Origin of the sequence: Mycobacterium liflandii, assembly GCF_022354805.1 — a bacterium.
GTDB lineage: Bacteria > Actinomycetota > Actinomycetes > Mycobacteriales > Mycobacteriaceae > Mycobacterium > Mycobacterium marinum.
Map to the genome: position 1 here is coordinate 5,808,599 of NZ_CP023138.1, position 22,867 is coordinate 5,831,465.

Consider the following 22,867-nt stretch of genomic DNA (forward strand, 5'->3'; position numbering starts at 1 on the left):
GCTAGGCTCCCGGTGTGGTGTCCTCCCAGTCCCGCAACCAGTTTCGTGTCATCACACGCAGCGCCGCGCAGGTGCGCATATTGGACGCCGCGCTGGGCTTGATCGCCGAGCACGGCGTGGGCGGGACCTCGCTGCAAATGATCGCCGACGCCGTCGGCGTCACCAAGGCGGCCGTCTATCACCAGTTCAAGACGAAGGAACAGATCGTCATCGCGCTCACCGAACGCGAACTCGGCGGCTTGGAAGAGACCTTGGAAGCCGCCGAGGCGCACGACCATCCTTCCCAGGCGCGTGAGTTGCTGCTGGATCGCGTCATCGAGCTGGCCGTCGAGCGTCGCGGCGCCGCCAGCACCCTGCAGTTCGATCCGGTCATCGTCCGGCTGCTGGCCGAGCAACAGCCGTTTCAGCGGTTCATCGAGCGGCTCTATGGCGTCCTGATTGGCGATGCGGGCCAAGACACCCGCGTGCTGGCGGCCATGTTGTCCGGCGCCATAGCCGTCGGCGTGTTGCACCCGTTGGTCGCCGATGTCGACGACGCGACGCTGCGTACCCAGCTACGGCGCATCACAAGTCGGCTGATGGATACCGGCGAAGGCTAGTCCGCGCCCTACGGATCGCCGTCCCCCTCACCGTCCCCGTTACCCAGCAGCGCCCCGGGGTGATGAGTCCCACTGCCGCCCCAAATCACCTACACCACAGCGCTACAGGTGAATTCGAATCCAGCTAGTCCCGGTCATCAACCGGAGTCAACCGACAACGGCCCCCAACGGGAACGCCTTTTCCGGTAACGTTTCCACCATGAGCAAAGTCGCTCGGTCGGTCGCCGCGACGACCATGGTGCTCACCGGGTTCGGGCTCATCGGTGTGGGCGCTGCAGCCAGGGCCCACGCGGACGATCCGCCCTGGCCGTTTGTGGGATACCACTGGTGTCCGGGCCAGCCGTTCGACCCGGCCTGGGGACCGCAATGGGATCCCACCACTTGCCATGACGCTCATCACCGCGACATGGACGGCACGCTGCACGACCGCGACTACTTCGGGCCGAGCCCCTTCCAAGATTGGCCCGAGATCCCGAACATGCTGCCCTAGCTTCGGCCGTGCACCGCTCGCACGGATTAGGTGTCGCCGCGCTCCCAGGCTTGTCTGCCGTCGTGGGCAACACACACCAGGAACAGCCCATCTGGCGCTTGCGCAACGTAATACTCCGGGAAATCGGTACACGAGGAGTTCTCGTCCTTGATGCCGGCCATTGGCGGCGACCGGAACCACCAGGGCTCATATCTTCTGGGCGAGCCGCAAAACATCAGCCGCCCCGGCTGTGTGGCGAACGACACGTAATAGTCGGCAGTCCCGAATACGTAGTAGGTGGTGCTGTCACACGGCGCACCGAGCACAACGTGCGGCCTAATACCTGGTGTGCAATCCGGGTAGTCGCACGTGCTCGGCTCGGCGACGGCCAACGGCGCCACCGGCAGGCCCGCCCACATTGCTGAACCCAGCACTGCGGCGACCGATGCCACAATGAATCGCACAAAATCACTTTGCCACAGCGGCGACTGAAATTGGGAAGTAAATTCTGTTTCACGGAGAGCCACTGATTCACCGGCGGTAGCAATCGCTCCAGACCTCTTATTTGCCAGTGATAATGTGGCTCTCCGATAGGTGCGGACCAGGAGGTGATCCATGCCGCCGCGCGAGCTTCCAGCACAGACGCTCGATACCGAGGATCCGGAGGCAGGGGTCACCGGCGCAGCCGACGCGGCTGCCGAAGCAGACCTACTCGCGTGGGCACAGGCCCGCGCCGATTCCGCTCGTGCCCGCGCCACCCGGCTTCGCGAACTCGCCGAAGCGGCCTCAACCGATCCCGATGCCAGCGCCGCCCCCGACGAACAGGAACCCACGAGAACACCAACGCGCCGCGGGCGAGGACGTCGCCACAGCCGAAAGGCCTTGGCGGCCGCGGGCGCGCTTGTGGTCATCTGCGCCTCGTTGAGTGCCAGCGGGTTTCTACTGTGGCACCACCACAACGCCGTCGCGCAACGCGAGCGCGCCGCAGCGTATTCGGCTGCGGCCCGGAACGCGGTCCTGACAATGATGTCGATTGACTCGAGCAAGGCCAGAGACGACGTGCAGCGCTTCGTCGACAGCACTACCGGGATATTCAAGGCCGGCATATTGATGAGCGCCGAGGACTTCGTCAAGGCGGTCGAGCAGTCCAAAGTCCATATCAAAGGCGCCGTCCAAGCTGTCGCCGTCGAGTCCATGACCGACGACTCGGCAATCGTGCTGATTGCGGCTAAGTCTGACATCGTCAAGCCCGATCAGACGAAGCCCGAAACACGGTCTTGGCGCATCGTCGTCAACGTCGAACGCGACGGCACCCAGCTCAAGATCTCCAAAGTTGAATTCGTCCCGTGAAAGTCGCCGGTGCCGCAGCAGTTAAGCGCTGGACGCGTCGTTGCCTGCGGCGTTGGCGCGCAATCCTGCTGACAACATCACTGGTGGCGGCAGTCGCTTTCGGCGCCGGCTACTTCTACTTCGTCTACCGAGTGGATCTACAGACCGATGATGCGGCGGCACAACAGGTTGTCACCGCGGCCAGCGACGGCGCTGTGGCTCTGTTGTCCTACTCCCCCGACACCCTCGACCATGATTTCGCCAACGCCAGATCCCGCCTCACCGACAACTATTTGACGTATTACCGACAGTTCGCAGATCAGGTCGTCGGCCCCGCCGCGCAGCGCGGCCGAGTCACCACCACGGCCAGCGTGGTCCGGGCGGCGGTGGCTGAGCTGCAACCGAATTCGGCTGTCGTGCTGGTATTTGTCAAACAGAAGACCGCCAGCAAGCAGAAGCCGGAACCGATTGTGACGTCGAGCAGCATTCGGGTAACGCTGACAAAGGTCAATAGTTCTTGGCTTATCGAGAGATTCGATCCCATGTGATTGCCATGTCTGGATGCTCTGCCATACCGTCGGATGCACGTACGGTGTTAGTCTTTGAATCTCACTCGAAATCGGCGAAATAGCGCATCGAGGAGCAAGTGATGCGTTCCATGGGCGTAGCGATAAGCGCAACACTGATACTCGGCGGCGTGGGTTCGGCACCTTCGGCATGGGCCTACGATCCCGCCATCAATGGCACCTATACCGCCACGGTGATCGGTGACTGGGCCAGAACCAATACCGTCTATCACGACGAGCCGGTGGTACGCAGCACCTGGACCATCACCTCTTCATGCAGCACCGCCCAGGATTGCAGTGGCCAGGTCACCAGCGATCAGGGCTGGACCGCACCGCTGACCATGCATGACGGCCAATTGTGGACCGTCAAACGAGACCTGCCGAATTGGGAAACGTGTTCCGAAGGAACAAGTTTCACCGGCCACGATGTCATCTACTTCTATCCCGCCAACCCCGACACCGGTGAAACCCAACTTGGTTCGCCGGTTCTGGCCGGTCGCGAGAAGACCACCGGCCCCAGCGGCGCGTGCGGCAATAACGCCCCGCTGTATGTCGAACAGCCGTTCCGCCTGGACAAGATCGGCTGACCGGCGTGCCCGGCGGCTAAGCCGCGCAACGGACTTCAGGTGGGAAGCATGTCCTTCCACGTTCTGGGCGCTTTGGGCGTGTCGGGAACAATCAGATCCGTCTGGCGGTACACCTGACCATCGGGGGCGACGTAACTACCGGTGTGCGGGTCGTATTGGGCAAAAGCCACGGATGGGCCGGGCCGTGCCGCAGCCCGGCCGAGTCCGCTCGGTGCAGCCGACGGCACGTCGATGGGTGCGGGAGGCGGGGTGGACGGCACGTCGATGGGCGCAATCGGCGAAACCTCCCCCATCGGTGATGGCGGGCCCAGCGGTCCCGGCGGCATCACCGTTTCCTCCGGCGGGCCCACGCCCGGAGGCAGCGGCGTGCCCTCCACGGGACCGAAGATTCTCTCGCGGTTCCAGTTGGCCCGGTCGTCGGGCGGGATCCCCTGCGCGATCAGGTTGGGATCCAACGAATAGGTACCGAAGATGTGCTGGCGCATCGCCAGTGGCTCGAATGGTTGGTCGCTCTCGCAGATTTCGACGGTCGGCGCCCGCTTTCCGGGCTGACCCATACACGGGTAGTTGCGGGCGCCGCGCACTCCGATGGGGGAGTCCTGCGGCAATTTGCAGTACAGCCCGTCCGGGGTGTCAACGATGGTGGTGTCGGCCGGGTTACGCCACTGACTCGGCGGCAGGAAGCCGACCGTGCACGCGGGCGGATCGCTGATGATGAGGTTGAACGCACCAGTGGCCAAGCCGACCGGGCTCTTGGTGCCCAGGAAAGACTGAATCGCGGCGGTGAACGGCGGCAGCAGCACCAGGATCTGTTCGGCCGAGGCATGGTAGGTCACCGCGATCTGACCGACGGTGGTCAGATTGGCAAGTAGCACCGGCAGCGTCGGCTTAATCTGATCCAGCAATTTTGATGCCTCGTTGAAGGCACCCGGGCCACGCTCCAACAGGGTGCGTATCTGCGGGTCGTTGGTGGCCAGCTGGCCGCTGACCCCGGCAAGGCTGCGTGCCCACAACCGAATTGAATCGGTGGTTTGCGCCTGCGCGTCCAGAAATGGCCCGCTGTCTTCGGTGAGGGTCCGGGTACGATCGGCGATGCCATTGAGGTCACCCGACAGCTGTGCTGAAGAGTCGAACAGCGATCCGAAATCGTAACCGGCCCCCTTGAATGCGTTGAACGACTCGTCGAGCAACGTGCTGAGCTTACCCTTGGGAATGCTGTTGATCAGGGCGCTGGGCTGATCGAGCACCGGGCCAATCGGCTGGCCAATCACGGCGCGGTCCCTGGCGATCACCGAGCCATCATGCAAGTAGGGCGGGGAGTCGGTTCGGGGACGCAGATCCACGTAGTACTCGCCCACCGCCGAGATGCTGCGCACCTCGGCTTTCAGATCCGCCGGGATCTTCGGCGAAGCATCCAGAGCCAGAGTAGCTTTCGCGCCGCTGGAGGTCAGGCCGAGCGCGGTGACCTTGCCGATCTGCACGCCACGGTAGGTCACGTTGCTGAAGCGATAGAGGCCACCGGTGGCCGGCAGTTCCAGCGTCACAGTCATTTTGCCGATACCGAGCAGCGTCGGGGCCTGGATGTACCAGACCGCCATCACCGCCACACCTACCATTCCCACAATCGCGAAGATCGCCAACTGGATGCGCACGAACCGGGTCAACATCTAGGGACCCCCGTCCGTCGGCGCGGCCTCGGCCGGAGTCGCGCCCGGAATCGGAACCGCCGAATCGGGCGGGGGCCGGGCGCGGGGTCCCCGGGCGGTGGCGCGTCCGCCGGTGGCGGGCCAGGCGGTATCGGAGCTCCGAACTTGAACTGCAGGTATTCCGGATCCCCCGGAGCCGGTACGCCCTCGGCGCCCAACCGGCCCCAGTGCGTACCCAGCAGGATGCTCTTGCGCAGCCCCGCATTCGTCAAGTCGATGATGAAGTAGCCGTTGACGTAGTCGCCCCGGATATAGCGATCGATGAAGCCCTGGGTGAACGGGAACGTCGGCGCGTAGGCGATGGCGGCGTCGAGGTCCGGTCCGATGTCGGCAAGAGCACTTATCATCGGCCCCAGGTTCTGCAGGTTCTGCACCAAGTCGGATCCGGCGTCGTTGACCAGTCTGGTGGCGGTGTCGCTGAACGTCCCGAGCTTGTCGAGCGCCGCCGTGATCCGCGGCCGCTCCCGGATGAGAACATCCAGCGCCGGCGGAATCTTCTGCAGCGCCTGGGTGATCACGTCGCGCTGGCCGGCCAGCGTACCGGCGAGCCGATTCAGTGCCTGGATCGACGCCACCAGGTTGTCGCGCTGCTCGTCGAATGTGCCGACGAATCTGTCCAGACGCACCAGCAGATCACGAATATCACTGGTACGCCCGGATAGCGCCGCGGTGAAATTGTGAATGATGTCCCCGATTTGCCCCAGCCCACCGGCGTTGAGGATCACCGACAGCGAGGACAACGTCTGCTCGGTCGACGGATAGGTCGACGACCGACTCAGCGGGATGGTGGAGCCCGGTTGCAGCCGTTGGTCAGACACCTGGCCTAACGGCGAATTCAAGGCCAGGTGCATGGATCCCAGTAGGCTGGTCTGGCCGACGCTAGCCACCGCATTGTCCGGGATCACCGCTCCGCGCCGTACCGAGATCTCCACGTCGGCGTGCCAACCCCGCACCGTCATCTTGCTGATGCTGCCGACGATGACGTCGTTGAGCATCACCGGCGAATTTGCTTCCAGGGTGCCCACGTTGGCGATCTCAACGTGGTAGACGCTGGCTCCCGGCCCACGCCCCACCGCACCCGGCAACGGCAACGGCAACGGCAACGAGTTGAGCCCGTTGAGCGCGCATCCGGTCACCCCCAGCATGACGCAGCATCCGATGACGAACAGCCGCCGTAGCGCCGGCGTCGCGGTTGACGCCGTCATGGCTGCGGCCCTTCCGCCGGAAGCAGCATGTCCGATAAGTTCGCCGGGGGCGGCGACGGTTCGGCCGGCACGCTCGGCGGCGGCGGCTCCGGCATCGCGGCCCCCGGTATCCGCGCCGGCGGCGGCGGGGGCGGTGGCGCCTCCGGAGTGTCGCCCGGCAGCCCGGTGTAGGCCGACACCGCGGGCGGCAACTCGGGCGCTATGGGCTTCGGCCCCTCGCCGCCGGGGGCCAGCCGCTGCTCGGTGTACACGACGTTTTGCAGGTCGAAGGCCGGGGCCAGGATCGGGTTGATCGGAATCGGGAAATAGTTGAAGTTGAAGTACATCAACGGGTTGAACACCTTCAACGCCGGGCTCAGATACAGGCCGCACAGCTTGCCCGACTCGACCGACGTGACGTTCTCCATGGCGCCGAGTTGTGAGCAGATGGAGAACACCGGGTTGGTGAGGTTCTGGATCCCGACCCCGCCTCGCACATTCCCGACATCCGGGTCGTAGTCGTTGTAGGCGTTGGCAAGCGCGTTCGGCGTGACGTGCAGACGTTTTTCAGCGCCATCTTGTTATCGACCAGAATCTGAGTGAGGTCGGCCAACCGCGTGATCTGCTCGGCGGTCGCATCACGACTGCCCGCGATGAATCGCTGCACCTCGCCGACCGCGCTGGACAGGTCGGTCAACGCCGCGTCCAAGTCGGACTTGTTGTCGTCGAGCACGCTGGTGAGCGAGGCCAGCCGATCGTTGAATTGGACAATCTGAACGTTGCTGTCCCGCAGGGCCCCAATAAACGTCTGCAGGTTCTTGATGATGTCGACGATGTTTCCGCTGCCGTTGGCCAGGATACGCCCCACCCCGGACAGTTCGGCCAGCGTCTGGCGTAGCTTATCGCCGTTGCCGTTGCCCAGCGCGTCGGCGGCGCTGTCGATGAACCGCGATATCGATGGGCTGGAAACCTTGCTGTTGGGCCCCAACTCGGTGGCCAGGCGCATCAGTTGGTCTTCCACCTCGTCCCATTCGACGGGTACCGCCGTGCGCTCGAGCGGTATCAGGGCGCCGTCAGCCATGACGGGGCCGCTCGACCGGTAGGCCGGGGTGAGCTGGACATAGCGGGCAGCCACCAGGTTCTGGGCGACGATCACCGCTTTCGCGTCCGCCGGAATCTGCACGTTGTGGTCGACGTGCAGAATCATCTTCGCTTTGGTCCCGTCGGGGCGGATAGCGGCGATGGTGCCGACCTTCATGCCCGAGACGCGCACATCATCGCCGGGATAGATCGCGGTGGCGGTGGGGAAATAGGCGGTGATCGTGGTGGGACGAAAGAAGGTGTTGCGCAGCGCAACTCCGGTACCAACGACGACTAGCCCGACCAGGGCCACCGCAAGCACAGCTTTGACCTTGCTGCGCGCAGCGCCTTCGAGCCGCATCATCGCGACCCACCCGGGTTTTGGTTGAAGGGGAAGGGGAACAAGGCACGCGGCCCGGCATTGTCCGGCGGCTGACCGGGGGCACCGTGGGCACGGAAGCCGAACGCATAGTCGATGAACCACTGGAAGAATTGAATTGTGAACAAGTTTGGGATGAACGGGTTGTAGTAGAAGCCGCTGGAGACGGTCTCCCCTTGGGTCAGCTCGTACTTTGCCAGTCCCGGCAACGCCTTGGCGAGGTTGTCCCGGTTCTTCTCCAGCATCGCGGTCACGGCGTTCAGCCGCTCCAGTGTCGGTGCGAGCTTGCTTTCGTTGTCGTGGACCAACCCCGACAGCTGTTTGGCCACCGCAGATGTGCTGGCCAGCAGCCGCACAATCGCTTGCCGCCGGGCCACCAGCATGGACAGCAGGTCATCGGCGTTGAGGATCAGCGTGTTGAGCTGCTGACTGCGTTGCGACAGGATGCCGGTGACGTCAGCGGCTCCTCTGAGCAGCTCGCCCAGCGTCTGGTTGCGGCCGTTGAGGGCTTGCGACAGTCTGGTCAGCCCGTCGAACGAGGGGCCCAGCTGCGGCGCAATCTGATTCAGCGTCTCCGACAAGGTGTCAAGGGACTGGTTGAGCGCATCGGTGTTGGTGCCGGCGATGTCGGTCGCCGCGTCGCTGACGGCTTCCGACAGCGAATAGGGCGATGATGTGCGCGATACCGGGATCACAGCCATCGGACGCAGCGTGTGGCCGCCCGCGGATTCAACGGTGAGCACCCGCTGGCCTAGCAGCGAGCCCGTCCTGATGTGCGCGGTGCTGTCTGCCCCGAGCTCAACACCGCCGTTGACGGTGAATGTCACCAGAACATCGCCACGCTGCAACGACATTCCCGACACGGTGCCAACCTTGATACCCGATACCGTCACATCGTTGCCGACGGCGAGGCCGCCGGCATCAGAAAACAGCGCCTGGTAGCGCACGGCGGTGGCTCGTTGTAGCAGCTGTTCGGGGTTCAGCCCGACGGCGATGACCAGCACTATCAGCACCGCGCCGATGAATCCGGCCCGGATGAGACCTGCTCCGCGATACTTAAGCATCCGGTTCCGCGCACCTCCCGGTGACCTGGTGGGTGATGCCCACTTCCACCGTCCGGTACTGCAGATCGGAGACCCGCAGCGCTAGTCCGCACAAGTAGTACGGGAACCAGGCGCCGTAGGAACCGAGCCTCGTCAGCTTTCGGTAGTTGTCCGGCAGCTTCTGCAGCGAAATATCAATGAGGTTCTTGTCTTTATCCAGCAAGGGGGCCAACCGATTCAGTTGATCCACGGTGCCGGCCAACGGCGCGCGGGCGCGGCCAAGCAAATCGGCGATCGATGTGGTGCCGTTGTCCAGCGCGGTGATCGCGGCACCGATGGTGTCGCGGTCCTGCGACAGCGCGCTGATCAACCGCTCCAGGCGGTCGATAGCGCCGGAGAACTTGGTGCCTTCCCTGTTGACGGTGTCTACCACGACGTTGAGATTGTCGATCAGCGCCTGCACCGTTTCGTTGTTGTCCGCCAGCGCGTTGGTGAACGAAGACGTCTTGGACAGCAGTGATTCCAGTGTTGAGCCCTCGCCCTGGAAAATCTGAATCAGTGACGCGCTGAGCGCATTGACGTCTTGCGGATTGAGTCCCTGGGTAACGGGTTTCAGTCCGCCCAAGAGCAGATCGAGATCGAGGGCACCGGCGGTGCGCTCAATCGGGATCTGTGATCCGGCGGGCAGCGTTTTCGTGGAGCCAGGGCCATCGACCAGTTCGAGATAGCGGTCACCGACCAGGTTCAGATAGCGCACCACGGCGCGGGTGCCGGTGGTGAGCACGATGTTGCGGTCAGCATCGAATTTCACCAGGACCTTCTTGTCTGTCCACAGCGAGACGCTGTTGACCGTGCCCACCCGGACTCCGGCGATCCGCACGGTTTCGCCGGGCTTGAGCCGTGAAACGTCGTTGAACAGGGCCGAATAACCGTTTGTCGAGCCGGTTCGGTACTGCCCGAAGATGAAGAACAGAAAGACCGTCAGCACGATCATCACCGCGGCGAACGCCCCGAACTTGATGATCATCGCGCGTGAGCCGGTCATCCGGGTTGCCCGATCTGCATGGTGTTGCGTGGTGGACCATCGATCGGGCCGTACAACAGTTGCTTGAGCGCGTCGGAGTTCAGGAGCAGTTGCGGGTTGCCGTACTGCATCGGGTTGGCGCCGACATCGGCCACCACGAACGGTGGCGCCTTGTCGAAGGGCACCAAGGGTAAGTCATAACACTGAGGCAGGGCTCCGGCGTTGTTGATTAGCAGGCTTGTGAGCTGGGGAATTGTGGATTGAGGAGGTCTAGGCGGCGGTTGGCGGTCAAAGCGGTGATCCGGCAGGCTTCGGCGATGTTGTCGGCGCCGTTGAGGCGGTGCAGATTGATCGCGGTGTTGCGTAGCGTTGCTAGGACCTGTGCGCCGTTTCCGGTATGTGCCCTTTGACGGTCTTCGTCGAAGGTGACGTCGCGTATCCAGTGCAGGCTGTTCTCGATTCCCCAGTGTTGACGCATCCAGGTCATGATCGCGGTAGGGTGGGCGTGCTCGAACGGCAGGCTGCAGATGGCATAGACCACCTCCACGCTGCGCTGGTCGGTGGCGGTGATCAAGCGTTCACGAGTGATCCGGATGATTTGTTTTGCGTAGGGGAAGCCGATTCCTCGTGCAGCGGTGATGATTTGCAGGGTGCGGGTCTCGACACGGCCGTGGCCGCGGGAGTCGTCGGTAGCGGCTGTGGGCACCTCGGCCCAGGGCAGCGCGGTGATACGCGCAAGCGTTTTGGCTTGGTTGGACTTGACGATCATCAGGTAGTGCGACTTCAAGGTGGCGCAGATCAACTTCGCGGTGACGACCTGGGTATGCATCGCATCCACGGTGACCAGCCACCGCAAGCTACCCGGCAGCAGCGTGAGCAGGGCACGTACGCAGGGAATTTCATTGCTTTTCTCGGCGACAGCGAGTTGACCGAGCACCAATCGGGCACGGTGGGCGAACACCGACACGAGATGCGTGGCTGTCGCTTTGGCGCGTAAAGGCACCACGCAGCATCTTGCCGTCCAACGCGATCGGCACCAATCCACTGGGGTCGCTGCTGGCCACGTGTGCAGTGAAGTAACTGCCCATCCTGGCGTTGAGGTCGGCGGGGTCTAGCCGAGACAAAACAGCGCGGAAGGTCTTCTCACTGGGCCGCCGGAACCGGACCCCTAATTGGGCCAACACATCATCGGGAGCGGTGGCCGCCCATGTGGCAAAACCAGCATAGCCGCGCATCCCCGCGGCAGTGGCCAGAACCGCGATCGCCAACAAAGCCATCAGCGAATACCTCCGACCGCGTGGGTCCCTCGGGTCTGGCACCGAGGCCAACACATCGAGAAACTCCGATCCGATGAGCTCACTGCGCTCACCAGGACTCCAGCGGTCGAACACCTCTGGAACCGACGACACAGGCAATACTGAAACGGTAGGCACGGGCAACTCCAGACCAACGACGAACAGTAACCAACTCGATCGTTCTCCAGATAGCCCGTGCCTACACTCCGGCCCCAATAACGCGGCACCAAAGATCATCAACACAGCTCACAAGCCTGCTAATCAACAACGCCGGAGCCCTGAACACTGAGGCCCACCGGTGGCGGCCACCTTGGGCAGGTTCGACGGGTACCGGTAGCGTTCGGCGCCGAAGCCCAGGTAGACCAAGACCTTGATCATGGGCTCGGGTAGTGGCGGGGCATGAAGATTCACCAGGGAACCGGAAATGCCGCACCACAACGCTTGGCGGTATTCGTAGAGCAGATCGCTGGTCGGCACCAATAGATCGAGGACATCGGTCAGCGCCTGCCGGTTGCCGCCCACCACGTCGTTGCCCACGTCAGCCAAACCGATCGAGCTGATCAGGAACGCGTCCAAGTTCTGCTGCTCGTCGACGATCGACTTGCTGATCCTGATCGCGTTCTCGGCCGTGTTGACAAGATCCTGTGCCGCGTCCGCATAGGCGTTGCTCACCACGGGCAGGACTGCGAGGTCGTGGCTCAGTGCGGGAAGACTCGGATCTTGCTTGGCCGGATCGATCGCCGACAACAGCGATGTGAGTTGTTGGAATACCGTGTTGGCTTCCACGGTGACGTGCTTGCCTTCGAGCACCTGGTGAGGTTGCAGGCTCTCCGATGAAGGCTGCTCGGGCGGAACCAGTTCGACGAACTTGGCGCCGAAGACGCTTGTCGAAGCGATATCGACGAGCACATTGCTCGGAATGAGCCTGATCTGCGATGGGTCCATCGCCAGGTGCAAGACCGCGTCACCGTTGGACCGCACATCGATGGCGGCAACCTTGCCCACTTCCACACCGCGCATCTTCACCTTGGCGTCCGGGTTCATCACCAGCCCGGCACGGGGCGAGACCACGGTCACCGGCACGCTCTGGGTGAAGTCACCGCGGAACAAGCCCACCGCGACGGCCACGATCAAAGCGATCACCAATACCGTCGCCAACCCGGCCAAGGGGCGTGCGTAGGAGCTGACGCCAAAGTGCCGACCGGGCGACGCCGCGACAGGGGTTGCAGCGCTGGCGGTTTCCGAACGGTGCATCGGGTTGGGACCGAGGTTGCGCGACATTGTCTTTTGTTCGCCTCCCCTAACCCGACAAGTGGAAGTTGCCGTTGGAGCCGTACACCGACAGCGACACCAGCAGCGTCACCGATACCACCACGATCAGCGAGGTACGCACCGCGTTGCCGGTCGCGACCCCGACACCCGCGGGACCACCCGAAGCGAAGTAACCGAAATAGGTATGGATCAGCAAGATCGTGATCGTCATCAACACGGCCTGCAAAAAGGACCACAACAGATCGATCGGGTTGAGAAAGGTTGTGAAGTAGTGCTGATACAGGCCCCCCGACTGGCCGAACAGGATCACCGTGGTGAACTGGCTGGCCAGAAACGACAGGATGACGGCGATAGAATACAGCGGGGTGATCGCCATCATCCCCGCGACGATCCTGGTGCTGACCAGATACGAAACCGGCCGGATCGCCATCGATTCCAGTGCGTCGATCTCTTCGTTGATCCGCATCGCACCCAGCTGCGCGGTGACACCGGCGCCGAAGGTCGCGGCCAAACCGATCCCGGCGACTATGGGCGCGGCAATCCGGACATTGATGAATGCGGCCAGGAAGCCGGTGAGCGCCTCGATGCCGATATTGCCCAACGAGCTATAGCCCTGAACGGCCAGGGTTCCACCGGCGGCCAGGGTCAGGAAGCCGACGATCACCAGTGTCCCGCCGATCATCGCCAGAGTCCCCGCACCCATGCTGGTTTCGGCGACCAGGCGAATGATCTCCCGTCGGTAGTGGGTGGCCGCAAAAGGAGCGCCAGCAATCGCCTTGCCGTAGAACAGTGTGTGGTCACCGATGCGGCTCAGCGTGCCGACCGGCTTTTCGAGTTGTCGCGTCATACGCGGATAGACCGCTCTAAGCGCCACAGGGTGTCTTTGCGCCTCCTTTGGGATCCTTGGCCTTCGCAGCTACTTCGCCGACATTCGGATGCCGATCGCGGTGACGACCACATTGACGACGAAGAGCGACATGAATGCATAGACCACCGTTTCGTTAACCGCATTTCCGACGGCCTTGGCTCCGCCGCCGGATATGGTCAGGCCGCGGTAGCAGGCGACCAGTCCGGCGATCAGACCGAAAAGCGCCGCCTTGACGCAGGAGATGATGACTTCGGGCACACCGGTCAGCAGCGTGATGCCGGCGGCGAATGCGCCGGGGTTCACATCCTGGACGAATACCGAGAAGACGTAGCCGCCCACGATGCCGATGATCACCACCAGACTGTTCAGCAGCAGCGCGACCAGCCCGGAGGCCAGCATCCGCGGCGTCACCAGGCGCTGCACCGGATTGATGCCCAAAACCTCCATCGCATCGATCTCTTCGCGGATCGTTCGTGAACCCAGATCGGCGCACATCGCCGTGGCACCGGCACCCGCCACGATCAGCACCGTCACCAGCGGGCCGACCTGAGTGACCGCTCCGAACGCGGCACCGGCGCCGGACAGATCCGCTGCACCCAACTCCCGCAACAAAATGTTGAGGGTGAAGCTGACCAAGACGGTGAATGGGATGGCCACCAACAGCGTCGGCAGCATGGCCACGCGCGCGACAAACCATGACTGCTCCAGGAACTCACGCCACTGGAACGGACGGCGGAAGGCGAATTTGATGGCGTCGGCCGACATCGCGAACAGCCCGCCGACGGCTTGCATTGGTTTGGAGCCGCGCCCGAACGTGATGCCCGGGGTCCAACGGTCGGCCGCCCTATTCGCCATGGGTCCACGGCCCTTCGCCGAGCGGACAGCCAAATACGCTGCGTACCAAGTTGATATGGGCGACCCGTAGCTGCGATCGCCCCGGAGGGCATGCCGTTTCGCCGTGTACAGCGGCTACCACCCTCACGCCAGTCCTCCGTTCTGTTGCGTGAGTTGGCGCTTGCAAGCGATGCGGACCCGACCCAGTCCCATGTCTTGCCGCGTTCGGCGATTATTGCTCATCGCGCGCCCACGTGGAACCGAAAACGCACAACCGTTATCCGACAAGACGGGTAGACCGGCGGCGTTGGCGGCGTTGGGCATGTGGGCTCCGGATTCTAGGTGACGGCATCGGCCGTCTTGAGTTCGATGATGCGGTCCCAGTCGAATCCGAGTTCCAGCAAGATGTCGTCGGTCTGCTCGGCGAACCCGGGCGCCGGTCCGGTCTGCGGCGCGGTCACGTCGAATTGCACTGGGTTGGCGACGAGTTCGAGTTCGCCTGCGCGAACCACATACTCGTTGGCCCGGACTTGCGCGTCGTCGGCCGCTTGCGACGGTGTCCTGCACCGGCGCCCAAGGTCCCGCGAGCGTCGCAAAGCGTTCGCTCCACTCGGCAAGCGTGCGGGCTGAGATGGCTTTGGTCAAGATCTCCACCGCATCCGCCGTGTGGGCGGCGATCTTCTCGACGGTGGCAAAGCGCGGATCCTCGGCTAGGTCCGGTCGGTCGATATGGCGACACACATCGGCCCAGAACTTGGTCGGCTGCATCATCACCAACGAGATGTAGCGACCGTCCGATGTCGCGTACACCCCGACCAGAGGGTTGATCGGCGATCCGTGGATCCCTGGTGGTGGCGCTTCCAGTCGCTGCCCCAGATGGCGGGTCAGCGCCACCGTGTGTCCCAACGACCACAGCCCACTGCCCAGCAGCGATACGTCGACAACCGACGGTTCACCGGTCCGTTCCCGTTTGAGCAGGGCTGCCGCGATACCACCGGCCAGGTTGGTGCCGGAGATGGTGTCGCCGTACGCCGGCCCCGGCGGATTGATCATCCCCTGGTAGCCCATCGGTGTGATGGTGGCGGCCGTTCCGGCCCGGCACCAGAAGGCCGTCATGTCGTAGCCGCCCTTGGTCGCTTCCTCCCCGCGCGGCCCCAGCGCGCTGCCGCGGGCATAGATGATGGACGGATTCACGGCCCGAATGTCTTCGAGATCGATGCCGAACTTGCGCCGCGCGCCCGGCAGAAAACTCGTCAGGAAAACATCTGACCGACGCGCTAACTCGTGCAGCACCTCCTTGCCCTCGGATATCGACATGTCCAGCCCGAGACTGCGCTTCCCGCGGTTGGCATGCTCGATATTGGGGTTGGGATCGCCTTCCACCCGCAACATGCCGGTCTGCCGAAGCCCCCGCTGCGGGTCACCGGTCACCGCGTGTTCGACCTTGATCACGTCGGCGCCCCACTCGGCGAGTACCGCGCCCGCCGACGGGACGAAGCCGTACATGGCGACTTCCAGAACCCGGATGCCTTCCAACGGCTTCATGCCCGGGCCTCCCCGGCCGGTACGGCCGGCATCACGGGCACCGCGAAAGTCTTGCGCTCCAGAAACTCTTCGAGGCCGGCGACGCCCATCTCCCGGCCGACACCCGACTGCTTGAAGCCGCCGAAGGGACTGTCTGCGCCGAAGTAGTTGCCACCGTTGATCGAGAACGATCCGGTGCGGATGCGGCGGGCGAGGGCCAGGGCGCGCTCCTGGTCGCGACTGAAAACGGCGCCGGCCAGTCCGTAGATCGAGTTATTGGCGATGCGCACCGCGTCGTCGTCATCGTCGAACGCAATCACCACGAGCACCGGCCCGAACACCTCGTCTTGAGCGATCTCGCTGTCCGGGTCGACATTGGTGAGCAGCGTGGGCGCATAGAAGAAGCCCGGATCCAGGCGTTTGCCGCCGGTGACCAGCGTCGCGCCCGCGGCGACGGCCCGACCCACCATCGCGTCGACCTTGTCGCGCTGGCGTTCGTTGATCAGCGGGCCCATATAGGTTTTCGGATCAGCCGGGTCACCGTGGCGCACTCTGGCAAAGTTCTGCGCGATCAACTCCACGATCTCGTCGTGGAGGGCCCTGGGCACCAGCAGCCGCGATGTCAGCGCGCAGCCCTGACCCGCGTGGGTGACCATGCTGAAGGCCGCGAACATCGCGGCGCCGGCAAAGTCGGCGTCGTCGAGCATGATCACCGCCGACTTGCCACCTAGCTCCAGGAAGACCCGCTTGACCGTCTGACTTGCCGCGGCCATGATTCGCCGGCCGGTCGCGGTGGACCCGGTGAAGGTCACGACATCGACGTCGGGGCTGGTGGTGAGCACCTCCCCCACCGCGGGATCTGACGAGCTGAGCACGTTGACCACACCGGCCGGAATATCGGTGTGGTTGGCGATCAGTTCACCCAGCGCCAACGTGACCAGTGGGGTGTCCGGCGCGCCTTTGAGCACCACCGTGCAGCCCGCGGCCAGGGCGGGAGCCAGCTTGGCCAACGCGAGCTGGTTCGGATAGTTGTAGGCGATGATGGCCGCCACCACGCCCGCTGCTTCCTTCTCCACCCAGCGGTGGTGGCGCATCCCCCTCGATTCCTTCTCGCCAAGGTCTTCGGAGAACTCGTAGCGCGACAACAAGTCGGCGTAAAAGCGCACGATGCCGATCGGTTCGTCGAGCTGGGCGCCCTGGGTCAGCGCGCTGGTCGCCCCCACTTCGGCGATAGTGAGCTCCCGTAGTTCCTCGGCATGGTCGACCAGGGCCCGGTGCAGCTAGTCCAGGCACCGGATGCGCAACTCGACGTCGGTCGACCACTCGGTCGTGTCAAAGGCGCGCCGGGCCGCCGCAACCGCCGCCTCGGCTTCGGGGACGCCGGCATCCGGGGCATACCCCAGCACCGCACCGGTGGCGGGATTGACAGACGGGAACGTCCGATCGGTGCTGATGAGCCGCCCGCCAATCAACAGTCGGCGCTGCGCCCGCGAGGCGGCCGGGGCCTCGGCAACCCCTGATCGCGCATCCGCGATGGTCTGCCCCGTGTCCTGCGATGACATTCTGCGGCCCCCTGGTGTGGTGACAGTCACGAAAATTTGATTCTCATCTCAGGCAAATCTTACATTCGCCCCCGAGAGTTCAAGAAAGTCGCCCGACCGGATTGCACCGTCGATCGGCTAAGCGATCGCTCAGCGTCCACCGCCGAGTGGCCATTGCCGCTGGCCACACCCCGTTTCGCGGCTAGCTTGCGAGCCGCTTTCGTCCGAGAGTAGGGTTCTCATAATTGCAAGGGAGATTCTTTATGATTGAGATTGCGACGGCCCCACCAGCGCCTCGGATATTGGCGGAATGAAAACCGCGGTCGTTACCGGTGGCGCATCCGGGATTGGGCTGGCCATCGCACGGCGGCTGCGCGCCGACGGTATCGATGTCGCCACCCTCGACCTCAAAACCCCGACGGTGGGCTTGCCTTCTCCGCCGATGTCACCAACCGCTCGCAGATCGATGCCGCGTTGGCGGCGATTCGCCAGCGGCTGGGCCCGGTCACAATTCTGGTCAACGCCGCGGGTTTGGACGGGTTCAAGCGGTTCAGCAACATCACCTTCGAGGACTGGCAGCGAGTGATCGACGTCAACCTCAATGGGGTTTTCCACACGATCCAGGCGGTGCTGCCCGACATGGTGGCGGCGGGATGGGGCCGAATCGTCAACATCTCATCGTCGAGCACGCATTCGGGCACTCCGTATATGACCCACTATGTGGCGGCGAAGTCCGCCGTCAACGGACTCACCAAGGCATTGGCGCTCGAGTACGGGCCCAGCGGTATCACCGTCAATGCGGTGCCGCCGGGGTTCATCGACACCCCCATGCTGCGCAACGCCGCCGCGCAGGGGCACCTCGGTGACATCGAACAGAACATCGCCCGCACCCCGGTGCGCCGGATCGGCAAGCCGGAAGACATCGCGGCGGCATGCGCCTTTCTGGTGTCCGAGGAAGCCGGCTACATCACGGGTCAGATCCTCGGTGTCAACGGCGGCCGGAACACCTGAGCGTGGAGGTGGGAAGCGTGGAAGGTCAGGCACCGCGCCGTCCGGTGCCCCAGGCGCTACGACAACAAGAGCAACAAGAGGTGCAGTCCCATGATGGGAGGAGGCACGGTGAAGGTCTGGGTTGATCCACAACGATGCCAGGGGCACACCCTGTGCGCGATGATCGCTCCGGATTCGTTCCAGCTCAGCGATATCGACGGCAGTTCGTCGGCAATCAGCGAGACGGTTCCTGCCGATCAGTGGGACCTGGTCCGGGAGGCCGCTCATTCCTGTCCTGAGCAGGCCATCGTCATCACCGACGAAACATAAAGGGAGACAGCACGTTGAGTGTCGACGATGTAGTGAGCGACAGCGATCACCAGAAGAACCGGTACCAATTCGACCGGCACTCTCCCGAGTACCGATCGCAGTTCAAGGCAATTACCGAGGAGATGCACACCACCTGCCCCATGGCGTGGAGCGATACCTATGGCGGCCACTGGGTAGCCGCTGGCAGCCATGAGGTATTCGAGCTGGCCCGCTGCCCGGCGGTGTCCAACGATCACGACGTCAACAACCAACGTCGCGGCTACAAGGGAATCTCGATCCCGACGGCGAGCCGCATCAACGGCGTGCGGGGCGGCATCTTGGAGATGGACGACCCCGAGCATCGCATTTATCGCACCGTGCTGAACCCATATCTATCGCCGGCCGCGGTCAAACGCTGGGAGCCGTTCATCGACGAAGTGACGCGCGCCTGCCTGGACGAGAGGATCGAACAGGGCAGCATCGACTTCGTCGACGATCTGGCCAACATCGTTCCGGCCGTGCTGACCCTGGCCATCTTGGGCATCCCGCTCGAGAAGTGGAACCTCTACAGTGAGCCAGTCCATGCGGCGGTGTACACGCCGGAACATTCCCCTGACATTCAGCGGGTGACCGAGATGCACCGACAGATGGGGCTCGACATGGTGACCAACATGATCGAGATTCGCGATAACCCCCGGCCCGGTCTGGTGAATGCCCTGGTCCAGATGCGTATTGACGGCCAACCCGCACCCGATTTGGAGATCCTCGGCAATCTCGGCCTGGTCATCGGCGGCGGATTCGACACCACCACCGCGCTGACCGCCCATGCGCTGGAATGGCTTTCCGAGCATCACGACGAGCGCGAGCGACTGTGGCGCAACCGCGATACCCTGATCGATTCCGCCACCGAGGAGTTCCTCCGCTACTTCACCCCCGCCCCCGGCGATGGCAGAACCTTTTCCGATGACGTCGAATTTGACGGCATCCATTTCAAAGAGGGTGAACGGCTGTGGATTTCGTGGGCGATGGCCAACCGCGACCCGCAGGTCTTCCCAGACCCGGACGAGCTCGTCTTGGACCGTAGGGGAAACCGGCACTTCAGTTTCGGCATCGGTGTACACCGCTGCATCGGATCCAACGTGGCGCGCACGGTGTTCAAGTCGATGCTGAGCGCCGTCGCCGACCGGATGCCCGACTACCGGTGTGACCCCGACGGGGCGGTCCACTACGAGACCATCGGCGTCATCCAGGGCATGCGCAAGCTGCCCGCAACGTTCACCCCGGGCCGCAAGGTCGGCGCGGGCCTGGACGAGACTCTCGCGAAGCTGCAACGCATCTGCGACGAACAGGAACTCGCGCGGCCCGTCACCGAGCGCAAACAAGCCGCGGTCATCGACTGACGCCCCTCCGGCGAGCAGACACAAAATCGCATCAGGTAGCGGGCGATGATGCGATTTCGCGTCTGCTCGCCAGGAAAAGGGGGCCGCGCGGCACGGGGGATCAGCCGCGGGGTAGCCCCAGTACCCGCTGGGCGATGATGTTGCGCTGAATCTCCGAGGTGCCCCCGGCAATGGTGCCGGAAAAGCTGCGGGCGTATCGCTCGAACCAGCTGGCGAAGTAGTGATCCAAATTCATCGGCGCATACGGCCCGGTCAGTGCGGGGTGAATCAGCCCGTCGGATCCGGCGGCAGCCAAAGCATGTTCACTGGCCCGCAGTTCGGCTTCCGAACCGAGCAGCTTGAGCACCGAGATTGCGGACGTGTCGTCCTCACCTCGGGAAGCGCGCGCCAGCGCCACCGAACCCAAGAGCCGCAGGGCCTGCTTGTCCATCACCATGGTGGCGTATCGGTCATGGTCGAGTTCGGTGACCGGATGCAAGTCTGCGATCAGATTGTCCAACCGGTCGGCGAATCCCAGCCACATCATGGTGCGCTCGTGCCCCAGCGATCCATTGGCCACCCGCCATCCCCCGTTGAGCGCCCCAACCAGATTCGCGGCGGGCACCCTCACGTCGCTGAAAAACACCTCGTTGAAGTCCAGGTCATCGGCGGAGCAGATGGACGGGAAGGGCCGGCGCACCACACCGGCGGTATCGGTGGGTATCAGTAATGCACTGATCCCCTTGTGCTTTGGCGCGTCGGGGTCGGTGCGCACGAAGGTCAGTAGGACGTCCGCGTCATGGGCCCCCGAGGTCCATACCTTCTGGCCGTTGACCACGAAGTGATCGCCGTCGAGCACGGCGCGAGTGCGCAGCGACGCCAGGTCGGAGCCGGCGCTGGGCTCGCTCATGCCTAGCGAAGCGGTGATCTGCGCCCGCAGTATCGGCACCGCCCACCGCAGCTTCTGCTCGTCGGTTCCAAACGACAGTATCGACGCGGCAACGATATTCACGCCCTGCGGGTTGAGGCTGTGATAGATCCGCCGGCGGCACAGTTCCTCGAGATGTACGAACTGCTGAACCACCGTCGCGTTGCGCCCGCCGAACTCTGGGGGCTGGCCCGGCAGCAGCCAGCCGTTGTCGAACAGCAGTCGCTGCCAGCGACGTGCCCACTGGGGCAGATGCGAAACCGACCTGGGGCGCTCTACCGTTTCACTCGCCGGCGGAAGGTGTTCGTCGAGGAAGGTGGCAAACTCGGTCCGGAACGCCTCGACGTCGGGATCAAAAGTCAGCTGCACGGTATTCCTCAGCGATCTGGGCTCGATGCTGCGCCGCACCACCGAGCATGAGTTCGCCCGCTTTGGCCCGTTTGAGCGCAAACTGTAGGTCGTTCTCCCAGGTGAATCCCATTGCGCCAAAAAGCTGTAGCCCATGGCGGAACACCAGTGACTGGCACTCGCCCGCCGATGCCTTGGCCATCGCCGCGGCCAGGCGCCGGCGCGGATCATCGGCGGAGATGGTCAGCGCGGCAAAATACGCCAGGGCCCGGGCCCGGGCCCGCTGCACCGCGACATGCATGTCCGCCGCCTTGTGCTGGACGGCCTGGAAGGAGCCGATCGGCACACCGAATTGGTGACGGCTGCGCACATGTTCGAGCACCAGATCGAGAATGCGCTGGCAGGCGCCGACCATCGTGATGGCCATGCCAGTCAGGGCGATGTGGCGAGCCCGCTCGGCGTCGACGCCCACTCGGGCGTTCTCCGGCACCCTGACCTCGCGAAAGGACAGGTCCGCGACGTGTAGCACCGGGTCAAAGACGGATTCACGTCGAGCCGAAACCTGGCTGGCCGCCACGATGAACACCCCAGCGTCGGTCACCACCGCCAACCGGTCTGCGCGGTCCCCTTCCAGGACATGGCGTGCCGTCCCGTCCAACAGCCACCCCTGCGCGTCCCGGCGCACCGTTATCCCGTTGTACACGGCGGTGCCCGATTGATGAGGGTCGAAGCAACCGGCGGCCAGCGGCGCGAACTGACTCATCGTCGCCAAGAAGGGAGTGGGATCGGTCGCGTGGCCCAACTCCTCGAGCACAATCGCCAACTCCACCGCGCTAGCCGGATCGTTCAACTCGGTCCAGCCGAGGTCTACGTACACCTTCCACAGCGGATCGGAGTCGGCACCATTCTCGGCGACGCTGCGGACCAGCGACGGCGGGCATTGCTTGGTGACCACGTCGCGCACCGTCGCCTGCCAGAGCCGCTGATCAGCATCGAACTCCAACAGCATGCGGACCGCCTCCCGTCGTGCGCTCTCTGGCGAGAATAGCATTCTCAGTATCGGACGCGATAATCTCACTACAGGGCTGTGGGGTGCAGGAAGGGACGGTAATGCTGGACGCCGCAACGACACTGTGGGAGATCGAGGCGATCAAGCAGCTCAAGGCCCGATACTGCCGCTACCTGGACACCAAACGATGGGACGACTGGCGGACGCTGTTCACCGACGATTTCCTCAGCGACACCTCACGCTGCGGCGGGAAGGTAATCCACGGCGCCGACGAGTTCGTGGCCTACGTTCGCGCCACCTTGGGAAGGCCCTCGCGCCCCACCGTGCATCAGGTGCACGCGCCGGAAATCACGCTGAGCTCGCCGACGACGGCGACCGGTGTCTGGGCGCTGCAGGATGTGGTGCGGTTGGGCCCCGGGGTCAACCTCGACGGGCGTGGTCACTACCACGAAACCTACGAGAAGCTCGATGGCGCGTGGCTCATCAAGAGTTCCACCTTGACCAGGTTGCGCGAGGACGTCTTCAATCCCCCTTTTTCCGTGCCGATCTCACCTCGGCTCCGCGACGCGGCGGCGGCGCTGCTGCACCGACTGGGCCGGTAACC

The 22,867-nt window shown here is 63.9% G+C and carries 17 protein-coding genes and 7 pseudogenes; 9 read left to right on the top strand and 15 right to left on the bottom strand.

The annotated features are described in order from the left end of the window. Nucleotides 1-80: 80 nt before the first annotated feature. Nucleotides 81-599 (top strand): TetR/AcrR family transcriptional regulator, encoded by a 519-nt coding sequence (locus tag CKW46_RS25815; protein WP_223161309.1) that lies wholly within the window; start codon nt 81-83, stop codon nt 597-599. 199 nt (nt 600-798) lie between these two features. Then, nucleotides 799-1,089: an Mtp family mycobacterial-type pilin gene (locus tag CKW46_RS25820; RefSeq protein WP_020726573.1), complete on the top strand. Its 291-nt coding sequence runs from the start codon at nt 799-801 to the stop codon at nt 1,087-1,089. Nucleotides 1,090-1,115: 26 nt separating this feature from the next. Here CKW46_RS25820 and CKW46_RS25825 read toward each other — a convergent pair whose 3' ends face one another. After that, nucleotides 1,116-1,532 (bottom strand): hypothetical protein, encoded by a 417-nt coding sequence (locus CKW46_RS25825; protein ID WP_117437871.1) that lies wholly within the window; start codon nt 1,530-1,532, stop codon nt 1,116-1,118. A 151-nt stretch (nt 1,533-1,683) separates the two neighbouring features. Between CKW46_RS25825 and CKW46_RS25830 the strand changes: the two genes are divergently transcribed. From CKW46_RS25830 to CKW46_RS25840, 3 genes are all read left to right on the top strand, one after another. After that, nucleotides 1,684-2,418, top strand: coding sequence for an Rv1363c family protein (locus CKW46_RS25830; RefSeq protein WP_117437872.1), 735 nt, complete (start codon nt 1,684-1,686; stop codon nt 2,416-2,418). An 83-nt stretch (nt 2,419-2,501) separates the two neighbouring features. Continuing rightward, nucleotides 2,502-2,945, top strand: coding sequence for a twin-arginine translocation pathway signal (locus CKW46_RS25835; protein ID WP_232022658.1), 444 nt, complete (start codon nt 2,502-2,504; stop codon nt 2,943-2,945). Between the two features lie 101 nt (nt 2,946-3,046). Next, nucleotides 3,047-3,550 (top strand): Rv2253/PknI dimerization domain-containing protein, encoded by a 504-nt coding sequence (locus tag CKW46_RS25840; RefSeq protein ID WP_117437873.1) that lies wholly within the window; start codon nt 3,047-3,049, stop codon nt 3,548-3,550. Between the two features lie 35 nt (nt 3,551-3,585). On the opposite strand, the gene CKW46_RS25845 is transcribed toward CKW46_RS25840, so the two are convergent. The 12 genes and pseudogenes from CKW46_RS25845 to CKW46_RS25900 form a co-directional block, all read right to left on the bottom strand. Next, on the bottom strand, nt 3,586-5,217 hold the full coding sequence (locus CKW46_RS25845) for an MCE family protein (RefSeq protein WP_482052564.1): 1,632 nt from the start codon (nt 5,215-5,217) through the stop codon (nt 3,586-3,588). Further along, nucleotides 5,218-6,461: pseudogene (locus CKW46_RS25850) on the bottom strand (MCE family protein). It lies immediately after the preceding gene. Next, nucleotides 6,458-7,884 (bottom strand): annotated as a pseudogene (locus tag CKW46_RS25855) (MCE family protein). Before CKW46_RS25855 ends, CKW46_RS25850 begins: the two co-directional pseudogenes overlap by 4 nt. Beyond that, nucleotides 7,881-8,963: an MCE family protein gene (locus CKW46_RS25860; RefSeq protein WP_482052565.1), complete on the bottom strand. Its 1,083-nt coding sequence runs from the start codon at nt 8,961-8,963 to the stop codon at nt 7,881-7,883. Before CKW46_RS25860 ends, CKW46_RS25855 begins: the two are co-directional and overlap by 4 nt. After that, nucleotides 8,956-9,987 (bottom strand): MCE family protein, encoded by a 1,032-nt coding sequence (locus tag CKW46_RS25865; RefSeq protein WP_117437876.1) that lies wholly within the window; start codon nt 9,985-9,987, stop codon nt 8,956-8,958. The genes CKW46_RS25860 and CKW46_RS25865 overlap by 8 nt, the downstream gene beginning before the upstream one ends. Then, a pseudogene (locus tag CKW46_RS25870) lies at nt 9,984-10,175 on the bottom strand (MCE family protein); the annotation flags it as partial. The gene CKW46_RS25865 and the pseudogene CKW46_RS25870, both read right to left, overlap by 4 nt. Nucleotides 10,176-10,195: 20 nt before the next feature. Further along, nucleotides 10,196-11,399, bottom strand: a pseudogene (locus CKW46_RS25875) (ISAs1-like element IS2404/ISMul1 family transposase). A gap of 123 nt (nt 11,400-11,522) precedes the next feature. Continuing rightward, entirely contained in the window at nt 11,523-12,419 is an 897-nt protein-coding gene (locus CKW46_RS25880) for an MCE family protein (protein ID WP_499019341.1), read from the bottom strand. A gap of 142 nt (nt 12,420-12,561) precedes the next feature. Beyond that, nucleotides 12,562-13,407, bottom strand: coding sequence for an ABC transporter permease (locus CKW46_RS25885; protein WP_482052566.1), 846 nt, complete (start codon nt 13,405-13,407; stop codon nt 12,562-12,564). Between the two features lie 42 nt (nt 13,408-13,449). Then, entirely contained in the window at nt 13,450-14,256 is an 807-nt protein-coding gene (locus CKW46_RS25890) for an MlaE family ABC transporter permease (RefSeq protein ID WP_012396251.1), read from the bottom strand. A 317-nt stretch (nt 14,257-14,573) separates the two neighbouring features. Beyond that, nucleotides 14,574-15,780 (bottom strand): annotated as a pseudogene (locus CKW46_RS25895) (CaiB/BaiF CoA transferase family protein). Continuing rightward, nucleotides 15,777-17,351: pseudogene (locus CKW46_RS25900) on the bottom strand (aldehyde dehydrogenase family protein). Before CKW46_RS25900 ends, CKW46_RS25895 begins: the two co-directional pseudogenes overlap by 4 nt. 259 nt (nt 17,352-17,610) lie before the next feature. On the opposite strand from CKW46_RS25900, the pseudogene CKW46_RS25905 reads away from it, so the two are divergent. From CKW46_RS25905 to CKW46_RS25915, 3 genes and pseudogenes are all read left to right on the top strand, one after another. After that, a pseudogene (locus CKW46_RS25905) lies at nt 17,611-18,311 on the top strand (SDR family NAD(P)-dependent oxidoreductase). Between the two features lie 108 nt (nt 18,312-18,419). Further along, nucleotides 18,420-18,620 carry a ferredoxin gene (locus CKW46_RS25910; protein WP_011738671.1) on the top strand — a complete coding sequence of 67 codons (201 nt, stop codon included), beginning with the start codon at nt 18,420-18,422 and terminating at the stop codon, nt 18,618-18,620. A 14-nt stretch (nt 18,621-18,634) separates the two neighbouring features. After that, nucleotides 18,635-19,999, top strand: a complete 1,365-nt coding sequence (locus CKW46_RS25915) for a cytochrome P450 (RefSeq protein ID WP_020726586.1) — start codon at nt 18,635-18,637, stop codon at nt 19,997-19,999. A gap of 100 nt (nt 20,000-20,099) precedes the next feature. Here CKW46_RS25915 and CKW46_RS25920 read toward each other — a convergent pair whose 3' ends face one another. Both CKW46_RS25920 and CKW46_RS25925 read right to left on the bottom strand, forming a co-directional pair. Next, nucleotides 20,100-21,275: an acyl-CoA dehydrogenase family protein gene (locus tag CKW46_RS25920; RefSeq protein WP_015357155.1), complete on the bottom strand. Its 1,176-nt coding sequence runs from the start codon at nt 21,273-21,275 to the stop codon at nt 20,100-20,102. Beyond that, nucleotides 21,259-22,263 (bottom strand): acyl-CoA dehydrogenase family protein, encoded by a 1,005-nt coding sequence (locus CKW46_RS25925; RefSeq protein ID WP_015357156.1) that lies wholly within the window; start codon nt 22,261-22,263, stop codon nt 21,259-21,261. The genes CKW46_RS25920 and CKW46_RS25925 overlap by 17 nt, the downstream gene beginning before the upstream one ends. A 101-nt stretch (nt 22,264-22,364) precedes the next feature. Between CKW46_RS25925 and CKW46_RS25930 the strand changes: the two genes are divergently transcribed. Further along, nucleotides 22,365-22,865 (top strand): nuclear transport factor 2 family protein, encoded by a 501-nt coding sequence (locus tag CKW46_RS25930; RefSeq protein WP_015357157.1) that lies wholly within the window; start codon nt 22,365-22,367, stop codon nt 22,863-22,865. Nucleotides 22,866-22,867: the final 2 nt, after the last annotated feature.